The sequence below is a fragment of the Candidatus Poribacteria bacterium genome, from assembly GCA_021295755.1.
Lineage (GTDB): Bacteria > Poribacteria > WGA-4E > WGA-4E > PCPOR2b > PCPOR2b.
Genome location: JAGWBT010000054.1, coordinates 30,386 through 39,550, shown reverse-complemented (window position 1 = coordinate 39,550; position 9,165 = coordinate 30,386). Strand labels below are relative to the sequence as shown.

Genomic DNA, 9,165 nt, shown 5'->3' with positions numbered 1-9,165 from the left:
GGGGTGGCGTACTGTTTCAGCTGCCTGCCGAGCACGTTTTGGAAGGACGCAAGTACCCGGCACTGAGTCTCACTAACCAGAGCCACCGCACCTGAGAGATCGGGATCTTGATCTACAGGTCCCTGCGTGAGCCCGGGTTGGCAGATAAGACCCTCCACCAATCCCTCCGAAACCCAAAGCGGAACATCATACCCAAGGGCTCGCCACGCGTCTGGATGTGCCGGGATACGGACATAGATCCGTTTACGACGCCCCTGATCCGCTTCAGCGTTCCGAGCGACTGCGCGAAGGTCGCGTATCCATTGGGTCATAATCGGCGTGAGTTCTTCGACCTCATCAAACCTGCAAAACGGAACGAAATCGGTCATGTTCAGTTCGATCCCATCGGTTTGGTAGCGGGTGAGCAATTCTTCGGAGACCTGAAAGCGTTCCTCACGCACCTCCCGATGCAAAAAGCTGAACCGTGTTGCGTCCGATGCCCGCGGATCATCTTCCTCACCCACCTGAAACTCTGGATGCTCGTACACAAAGTCGGACTTGCGACCCAGTCCGCCGTCGGTCGCTCTATCGCCGCCGGAGAGGGTGACTGGGTTGCTGGGGATGAACCAGATCCCTTTTTCGTGGCAGCGATCGCAGAGCAGCTTCAGCGGGTCGTAGCCATCGGCGATCAGTTGATGGATATTTCGCCCGGCGCGATACCAGACCGTATGCGTCCATTTGACGACATTATCGCCCCACTTCTGTGCGACGCGGCTGTCATACATCGTCACGCCTCCCTCAAGCACCGCGAAGTATATCAGGGTATCTACGCCGCTGTCCGCTAGTTGATCGAGGGGTGGTTCAAATTGATAAAGGCTCGCAGCGTGGCGTCCGTCATCGAACATGAAAACGCGGGGTTCGTCCAAGGAATGTCTACGCTTCATAGCGGTTTGCCTTTCCGTTAGGAAGATTCAAGATTCACGCAGATGGGGGATCAAAGGCTTCCAAGTAAGTTCGCGTGGTCTTGTTGAGGTTGCCGTAAAACGCTCGTACCTCTGGATCCGGATCATGACGCGAGAATCTCGGCGGTATCACAGAGCAGTCGCTCAAGTAAGGGCGAGAACGGTGCCCATAATAGGCTTGAACCGTTTTCCGCTCTCGTTGTGTGACGCGAACCGTTGCCGTATGCGGAACAGCGATGTTGAACAGCGCGACAGTGCCTGCGGGTCCGTGGAGGTCTACTGTTCCGTTACGTTCGACATTCGCTGCGACCTCCAAGATCTGCTCATCCACGGATTCGGGTGAAATAGAGAAACAGTGTGTTCTCTCATCGACATCGGTGAGGTAGACCATCAGTTGTATGTAGTCCATCCGAAGCGGATGCTCCTCCCAATGCGGACGGTCACGATGGAAGCCTTGGTGGGGCTCGCCATTATAAGCTCCCATGTGGCGCAGGCAGATTTCGGCGAAACAGACGGGTCCGCCCATAAAAAATTCAATCGCCGGCAGAATCTTGGGATGGCGGAGGAGTTGGTCAAATTCCGGCGAGGTAACTAACGCATTGCAGTTTCGCATCTGGTTGGAGAAAGGATGCCAGCAATTTGGGCTGCCAAACTGCTCACGGTCGCGATCGTAGATTTCACGGAAGTACGTTACTTCATCGGAGGTGAGGGCATCCTTGAGAACAACATAACCGTTCTTGCGGAAATGTGGAAGGAGTGTTTGGAAGTCATTAGTGGTTTGGGTGTCGGTCATTCGTCTTTTCTCTCTAAAAATGTGTGTGAAGAACTGTTTTTTGCAAATTATAGTGGATCTTAGAATTAATGAAACACTCCCAATGGACAGCCGACCCCCTAATCAGGTGGAAGCGAGGAAGCGGGTGTGTGAGGAAGCGGGTCCCGGCAAAGCCGAGGATCCCGAGAATCGGGAGAAGCGTGTAAAAACTCGTCCTCTCACCTCCTCACCACCTCTGGTTTTCAGGGGGCCTTTGGAAACTTCGCGAAGGTCGGAGTTATTGGTAAATGTCTACTTATTTCTCTAATTCACCATAAATCACTCGTGCATCATTACCTGTGCAGGGTTGATAGCACCGTATTTGCCTTTGTTTGCGGTTATCTCGAAGGCTTTGGGGACAGACTCGATGCCGGATAAAACGTGCTTGATGGTCGGTTTCAGTCGAATTCGTCCGGAGGCGACCAATCGAACCGTGTGTTCCAAATGCGCCAGTGTGCTGATGTCTGGGAACAGACATCGGAGACTTCGCTCCCGTAGCGCGTCAACATCGAGCTCCATCGGGTGCCCGAACCACGAAACGATGTTTAATTTTCCGCCTGATCGGGTGGCTGCGATGGCTTGTGTAAGCGTTTTCGTCCCCGACAAACCCTGCTTGGGACTGCCACCCGCGCATTCAAAAACAACATCGGCACCGTTGCCGTCCGTCAACGCCTGAATCACCTCAACTGGATTATCCTGACTCGCATTGATGCTATGGTCAGCACCCAACTCCTTAGAGACTTGGCACGCTTCCTCTCGGACATCTACGGTGATCAACCGTCCCGCACCGCTCGCACGGGCGACCTGCATACATTCAAGTCCCATGCTGCCCTGACCGAAGACAGCAACCGTGTCCCCAATATGTATCTCCGCCGTATCCACCGCTGCGAGGCTGTCGGAGAGCGATTGTAGACATGCTGCCTCGCTGTCAGAGATTCGGTCGTCCACTTTCGTCAAGGCGATTTCGGGCAGAACGGCGAACTCGGAGAAGCATCCGGGCAATTGAAAACCGATAATCGGCCCGCGTCGGCAGTCATTCCCACGCTCCGATAGGCAGAGGGAGCATTCGCCGCAGGGCAGCTTGGCACGGGCTGCCACACGGTCTCCGGGTTGGAATTGGGAATCTCCGTCGGATTCCACGATTCGGGCGCAGAACTCGTGTCCGAATAACCGTATCGGTGCTTCGGTTTCCAATCGGTGTTTAATCTGCTCGTAGGCGAGGGTCGGAACCCCGTAAGCCAGTTGTGCTTCGGTGACAGAGGGTTGCACACAGAGAATCTCTGCGATCACATGCCCTGCACGCCGAACTGGGTCAGGTACCTCGTCCAACCGCATATCGTTAAATCCATAAAAACGCCACGCTTTCATCTGAGACCTTTCCGATTACATTAAACATGATGCGTGAAACGTAAAACGTGAAAACAATTTGTTCAATAAACCTAGGACCTACGCAGTTGAACGGTAAAATCCAACCCTTTCGGCTAGTCCCGGTACTCGGTTCCGTTTTAATGCTCCACTGGCACGATTCGGAGATTTGGCAGGGCACTGACAGGTGAAAAAAATATTTTCAATGCCCTATACGGGTATTCATAGATTGTCGGGTGTGCCGAGAATCCCGATGGCCACTATACTTCAGTGGTATTACATAAGTGTGCTATGCTATAGCGGCTGCCTGTGAACGGTTTACTGACCTGCCATATTAGCATCGATTAAGGTTTGCTGATGCCGTATTAACCTCGATTAAGGTTTGCTAACCTGCTATATTAGCCTCGATTTATGGGTAAGATTCCACATAAAGGTCAATATGCTCTAGCAATTTGGGTTATTATAACCTATTTTTTGACCATGTGCGAAAGTCCTATATGTTTCAGGTACAAAAATCCTCTATCCGCTGCGCTCCGCATTGAAAAAGCGGTCTGTTTGCCAATGTGTCGAAGGTGAAAAGGGGTTTGCCCCATTCCGATATCTGATGCGCGAATTGCAGCGTCTTGCTACCCTCCGAGGCGTGGGCGATACATATCTTGTCCGCAAGTGCTGCAACAAATGCGTTGCGTTGGTTCGCCAACCCTGCGGTCGATCGCCGATGTTTACTATCAAAGATAGACAGGAGTAACAGACGTCCCTCGGCTAACCCCTCTTTCCACGCTGGGTTCAGTCGCATGTTTTCGATACTCCGGGCGGGGCATAGGATAATCGGTTGTGAGCCCCGTAGTAGGACGCGAAGGCATTCTTTTTCAATTGGTGAATGATACCCCCCGATGGTGGGCCTCCCTGATGCCCGGAATTGTTGAGCCAATTCGTGCGATTTCAAGATAACCTGACCGGGACACCTACTAGAACAAAACAGTGCCCAGAGGTTTCCGTTTAGGTGAGCCTCCCGATCCGTCAAGAGAGCGATATTCCCCTGCGCCCAGATAGTTTCTGGGGCATCTGTGCTCAAATATCCTTTCAGCTGCGCCGGGTAATTGGGATCCTTTTGTGTGATGCGTTCAATTGGATGTGTCACTTCTGGGTCTCATACAGGTGCTGCACCGAGCTAAACAATTCGCCAAGCGCGGAGTTTGCGATGATCTTCCGGTGGTGCACCGTTTTGGAGCCAAACAAGCGGTTTCTCTTCTTCTGTACGTTCAGGATTCACCCAAACGATGTCTCGGATCTCACCAACACGTTGAGCGGCGCGAGCGAAAAGCCCCCGTACGGTTTCATCAAGCGAAACAACGGTCTGGTCGGTTGCCCTTGCCGTTTCCAGCAGGTGAAAATCTTTTTGCATATCTTCGCTTTCTTCTAGGTTGGTCCCTGTCTGTTTAATTTTGTCGTAAAGTTCTTCGTCTGCCGGAGCATTGACACGATACACTTTTTTGCGCGCATCCATCGACACCCTCCAACGACGCGCAAAGCTGGATCGATGCCTTTTCCATTCATTACTAATTTCCGGTGTCATTACAACGCTGTGACTTAGCGACAATACCTCCTGTAGAAAATCACGACAATGTTTGGCTCGCGGATGGATTGCCTCCTCGCTACCGGAGGCTTGGGCAACATCGGTATCAATAACCAATCGTTTTGAATCTGCCTCCCTCACGATGCCTCCGTTTTGCCAAATGCAATTCTGTCTACGGCGTTAAGATAACGGCTCTGCGCCTTCAGATCGACATCATCAAAGTCTTCGGGCCAATCCCCGTAAGCACCCACCTCGTCCAGATCGGCGGTGTCGATTTTGGTGGCACCATTTTCACCCCGTGTGAACCAGTGCAGCTTCACCAACTCCGGCGAGAGGCTGCCTTCGGCAACAAGCGTTTGAATCGCAAGAAGCAGCAGCGAACTGTGTGTTTCTGCAACGACACGGACGCCACGTTTCGCCGCCGCTGCTAAGACTTGCGCCAATGCGACCTGTGCGCGGGGATGGAGGTGCAGCTCCGGTTGTTCGAGATAGACCAACTGCCCCGGTTCCGCTACCATTAGGGCGACTAAAACGGGCAGGACCTGGGATACACCGAATCCCACATCGGCAATGCTGACCATGTCCGTACCCCCCCCTTCCCCCCCGCTAGCGGGGGGGAGAGGAAGACGACCGACTTGAAGTTCGATGCGGGTGTCGCCGATTTTTTTGGTGCCGACTTGTCCTGTCAGTCCAAGTGCATAAAGGGAATCAGATAACATTCCTAGACGTTCATCCCTCGTTTCCTGCCACTCGTGAATGATGCTTGCAGCGTAATTCTCAAACGTACCGGGGTACTGTGGGCCGGTGCTGGCAGGTTTGTAGGTGCGTTCTAGATTACCTCGCAATCCGGGGAGATGAATGCTGTTGAAAATATGAGTCTCAAGTTTATAGATTATGCTCTGGGACATATGGCCATCTTGAGTCTCAAAACGGACAAAACATCGTGAACGCTTCACGGCATCAAAACCCGCGGGCATCAAGTTTCGGTTAACCAACGACTCGAGTTCTTCAGGCGGCATCTTAGGATACAAGGTCATATCCTCGTGATACTTGCTGGCTTTTTTCGTCATTTCGACAAGTTCAATTCCGCTTTGCCCCTTTCTGAAAGTGACTGCTGTCGAAAAATCCTCGGCCATGCTAGTAATATCAATCCGAATCTGAAAATGATCTGCTCTTTCTTCGCTGACTAACTTGGACAAAAATTGCTCTGCCAATGTAAATTGGGCGTTCGGTCCATCAAGCAAAAGCGGTCCCGGATCGTATGGTGCCTCCAGCGTCTGCTTGAGCATCAATAACGGTTGCATGATGCTCGATTTCCCGGAGCTATTCGCGCCGGCAAGGATCGTTAGCGGACGGATGTCGATTGCACACTCTTCCGCTATCGATTTAAAACCGCTCACGGCTATCTTGGTGATGCCTTCAATCGTTTCTTTCGACATCCGTAGTGTGCTCCTTTCAGATACCCGGTGTGTTGCGGGACCGGGGATGGCTCGTTGATCCTAGAACTATAGTAAGGAAAGGCAACCACAAGTTTCTTAATCCCGAGCTATCGGGGGGTTGCCCCTACGAAAACAATAGAACTAGCATCGGACAACTATAATCTGAAGTGCGTAGCTCCTAAAAGGGAAACTATTTCTTTTTTTTAGGTATTTTAATAGTTTCAACCGCTGCCGTTTTCTTACGGCGTTTAGCTTCCTTACAACTTATAAACCTGCCTGTCTTAGTATCGCGCCCGACCTTGATGGTAGTCACATGGCGTGTCTGTGCCGCCTCTACACCACCGAGTCTAGCATAAATAACCTTCTCTACTGCCCGTTGGACTTGGCGTTCTGTAAGCTTCCCTCGTTTGGGGGTGTCTTTGACGGTTCTTTCTCTTGCCATTCTAATTACCTCCTTGAACCATGTTGCGATAAGCGATTCGTCTAGTCCTCAACCATCTCGTAATCACCAAAGTATAATCATTAAAAATTAACTGGTCAACCTTTAGTTGATGCTCTTGAGCCAGCTGAGGCAAATCCTCCATAAACTCTTGGTAACGTCCCCAAATGATGCTTCCACTTGGAATTGTCTGACGTTTCGATGCAGTGCGAATCCAATTCCGTACGACTGTTATAATTCCTTCAGGACTGTTGTTATGAGCTTGAATATCTTGCCCGGCGATATCTGAGATAAACTCTTGATACCGATACTGTGCTTTATCCAGTATAAGGCAATTTTTCCTTTTTTGTTTGTCTATACCAAATTTCTTTGCCCCAAGAAAAACCCCCAATTCCAAAGGCATGTTAAATCGAGGTAAACCTGAAACTTCGTCTAATTCCGTTCTCGATATGTCATGAATTCCATAACGGCAGTCCGCGATGATGTTATAAATTTTATCGATCCGAACTTGACTTGCGTCCTCCTCTTCAAGAGCACAACGGGCAATAAAACCGCAATCATGTACCGCAAACACCATTGCATCAAACAACTGCTTATAATCCGAATCAAATGGACAATTGAGAAAAACATTGTCATTATAGCGATCTGATTGCATAATTTCCTACGTTCGCTTCACTGACCCTGTTGTTTCTGCAAATCTGAATTCACGCTTCTAAACAGAGAAGCTAGATGGTTAATGGTAAAGTTCTTCAGTCGGCCGTTTCTCAGGGCGGTCATCTTCGATCGACTTATTCCCAAAAAATGTGCAGCGTCCTTTTGAGTCATTTCCTGATCGGCAATCAAGCGGTTGATCTTATATGCCAGTTTGGCTTTTGCCAACCTTTCATTGGGTGAAGGAAGCCCCAAATCCTTAAAAACGTTTCCCGCACTGGGGGTATAGTCTGCCATGATTTATCCTCTTTTGGGCTGGCGCGTCTGCTCTGTCTCTCCACCGTCGCGCTTGCCATGGACACCCCTCTCTACTACTCGTTTAACCTCACTTCTCTTGAGTCTACCTCTTTAGGTGGGTGATTCTTTCTCTTGCCACTCTAATTACTTTCTTAAACCGTTTTAAGGCGATCTCATTGAGACATTTAAGCTACACTTCGATCGTAATAAGACCGGCATAATTGGGTTTCAATTCTATCGCTTTGGTAAGGTCTTCAATGGCACGGTCATGCTCACCTTTGTGGTAGCAAGCTATGCCACGACGGGTATAGGCTTCAACATTATTGGGATTCGTTTCTATCACTGTGTTATAGTCTTCAATCGCCCAGTCATGCTCCCCTCGTGAGTGGTGGACTCTGCCACTCAATAGATAGACTTGGGAAAGGAGTTCGTTGTTCTCCACTTGCGCTTCAGTGATGCTTTGGAGTGCTAACAAAAATGCGACGGTGTCACCGTCCTTCTGATATTCTTCTTGAGAGATTTCGAGATAGGCAACCGCTTCCTCGTGGTCGGCAAGTATTCCAATTAGGTAATCGCGATAATTATTCCCGCTAGTAGGGTTTCGACCATCCAATTTCATTCATTTCCCAACCATCCAGTATTTGATGTCGTAGTTGATGATGAAGTTTAAGCACTCATGCGTTCTTGTTGGTGCCTTTCCATCTCCAGCTGCAAGGCTTCGATCTGTTTTTGCTGTGCTTCAATTTTTTCGTCTTGTGCGCGTTGATTTTTTCCCTGCGTTGCGACGATAATCTGTGGCACACCGATGACCACGGCAATGAAAGCTATCAATGCTAGCACCAGCGTAAAAAGCTGATCCAACTGTTTGCCCAATGCTCTAATTTCACCACTGAGGTGTGTGTCTAACCCTTTGATTTCGCTACTCAGGTGTGTATCTAGCCCTTGGATTTCGCCGTTCGAGCGTTTATCCATTTCCTCAATTTTGATGTTGACTTTTGCAATCTCTTGTGAGATGTATTCTTTCACTCGTGTCTCAGATGCGGTGGTTTCTTCTTTGATAATTGAGCGAATTTTCTCAATGTCCTCTACGGTCAGTTCGCTGAACGCAGGAGCAGTAAAAAGCAAAAGTGCTGCGCTCAAAATCACGATTAACTTCATTTTATTCTCCTTTGGTTGAGTCAGTTGCCCAATCCCATCCGGTATTTGATGTCGTAGTTGATGATAAAATCTAATTCTTCGTTGTTGGGCAAGGGCGTGGATTTAATTGAGAACACATTCGACGTGATAATCGTTTACCTAATCGTTAATGTTATCGAAGATACGGGGCATTTAGAATTCCTTTGCAGTTGAAGGTAAGTTACTCGGTGTCTTTTGTGCCGTGCACTAGTCCTTCAATACTTTTTCCATTTCGGCTATCAGCGCGTCCACCTCAGCCGTGTCAACCCCTTTTGGTTTCCGCGGTAACGTCGGCTGCCCAACGGAAGCTGTGTTACTACCTTCCCTCAACCTGCGCCGCCATTCAAACCACTGTCGCATCTCTGGGGAAATCACTGTGTGGTGCCACACGCGTCGTGTGCCGACTGTGTCGTAACTGCCTAAATGCTTGGTGGGCCGGTCTTCGCTGTACGCCTCCTTGCCGTGGGAAT

12 protein-coding genes are annotated in these 9,165 nt (G+C 49.9%); all 12 read right to left on the bottom strand.

Annotated elements, in window-relative coordinates; genetic code table 11:
• A partial coding sequence (locus J4G02_09850) for a hypothetical protein (GenBank protein MCE2394875.1) occupies positions 1 to 923 on the bottom strand: 923 nt, incomplete at its 3' end.
• A 34-nt stretch (positions 924 to 957) separates the two neighbouring features.
• A complete protein-coding gene (locus tag J4G02_09845; GenBank protein MCE2394874.1) occupies positions 958 to 1,734 on the bottom strand; it encodes a phytanoyl-CoA dioxygenase family protein in 777 nt (258 codons plus the stop codon).
• Between the two features lie 297 nt (positions 1,735 to 2,031).
• Positions 2,032 to 3,120: a zinc-binding dehydrogenase gene (locus J4G02_09840; GenBank protein MCE2394873.1), complete on the bottom strand. Its 1,089-nt coding sequence runs from the start codon at positions 3,118 to 3,120 to the stop codon at positions 2,032 to 2,034.
• Positions 3,121 to 3,619: 499 nt separating this feature from the next.
• Complete coding sequence (locus J4G02_09835; protein MCE2394872.1) at positions 3,620 to 4,258, bottom strand: DNA-processing protein DprA; 639 nt, start codon at positions 4,256 to 4,258, stop codon at positions 3,620 to 3,622.
• Between the two features lie 30 nt (positions 4,259 to 4,288).
• Positions 4,289 to 4,834, bottom strand: coding sequence for a hypothetical protein (locus J4G02_09830; GenBank protein MCE2394871.1), 546 nt, complete (start codon positions 4,832 to 4,834; stop codon positions 4,289 to 4,291).
• On the bottom strand, positions 4,831 to 6,132 hold the full coding sequence (locus J4G02_09825) for an AAA family ATPase (GenBank protein MCE2394870.1): 1,302 nt from the start codon (positions 6,130 to 6,132) through the stop codon (positions 4,831 to 4,833). The genes J4G02_09830 and J4G02_09825 overlap by 4 nt, the downstream gene beginning before the upstream one ends.
• Positions 6,133 to 6,322: 190 nt before the next feature.
• Positions 6,323 to 6,574, bottom strand: a complete 252-nt coding sequence (locus J4G02_09820; GenBank protein ID MCE2394869.1) for a hypothetical protein — start codon at positions 6,572 to 6,574, stop codon at positions 6,323 to 6,325.
• A gap of 1 nt (position 6,575) precedes the next feature.
• Positions 6,576 to 7,226, bottom strand: a complete 651-nt coding sequence (locus J4G02_09815; protein MCE2394868.1) for a hypothetical protein — start codon at positions 7,224 to 7,226, stop codon at positions 6,576 to 6,578.
• Positions 7,227 to 7,243: 17 nt separating this feature from the next.
• Positions 7,244 to 7,519 carry an XRE family transcriptional regulator gene (locus tag J4G02_09810; protein MCE2394867.1) on the bottom strand — a complete coding sequence of 92 codons (276 nt, stop codon included), beginning with the start codon at positions 7,517 to 7,519 and terminating at the stop codon, positions 7,244 to 7,246.
• A gap of 190 nt (positions 7,520 to 7,709) precedes the next feature.
• Positions 7,710 to 8,138 (bottom strand): tetratricopeptide repeat protein, encoded by a 429-nt coding sequence (locus tag J4G02_09805; GenBank protein MCE2394866.1) that lies wholly within the window; start codon positions 8,136 to 8,138, stop codon positions 7,710 to 7,712.
• 47 nt (positions 8,139 to 8,185) lie between these two features.
• Positions 8,186 to 8,677: a hypothetical protein gene (locus tag J4G02_09800; protein MCE2394865.1), complete on the bottom strand. Its 492-nt coding sequence runs from the start codon at positions 8,675 to 8,677 to the stop codon at positions 8,186 to 8,188.
• A 225-nt stretch (positions 8,678 to 8,902) separates the two neighbouring features.
• The coding region (locus J4G02_09795; protein MCE2394864.1) for a hypothetical protein at positions 8,903 to 9,165 on the bottom strand (263 nt) is incomplete at its 5' end.

Bases quoted from the DNA above. Each gene is read 5' to 3' on its own strand.
- J4G02_09845 (MCE2394874.1), bottom strand. From the start codon at position 1,734: ATGACCGACACCCAAACCACTAATGACTTCCAAACACTCCTTCCACAT.
- J4G02_09840 (MCE2394873.1), bottom strand. From the start codon at position 3,120: ATGAAAGCGTGGCGTTTTTATGGATTTAACGATATGCGGTTGGACGAG.
- J4G02_09825 (MCE2394870.1), bottom strand. From the start codon at position 6,132: ATGTCGAAAGAAACGATTGAAGGCATCACCAAGATAGCCGTGAGCGGT.
- J4G02_09820 (MCE2394869.1), bottom strand. From the start codon at position 6,574: ATGGCAAGAGAAAGAACCGTCAAAGACACCCCCAAACGAGGGAAGCTT.
- J4G02_09815 (MCE2394868.1), bottom strand. From the start codon at position 7,226: ATGCAATCAGATCGCTATAATGACAATGTTTTTCTCAATTGTCCATTT.
- J4G02_09810 (MCE2394867.1), bottom strand. From the start codon at position 7,519: ATGGCAGACTATACCCCCAGTGCGGGAAACGTTTTTAAGGATTTGGGG.
- J4G02_09805 (MCE2394866.1), bottom strand. From the start codon at position 8,138: ATGAAATTGGATGGTCGAAACCCTACTAGCGGGAATAATTATCGCGAT.
- J4G02_09800 (MCE2394865.1), bottom strand. From the start codon at position 8,677: ATGAAGTTAATCGTGATTTTGAGCGCAGCACTTTTGCTTTTTACTGCT.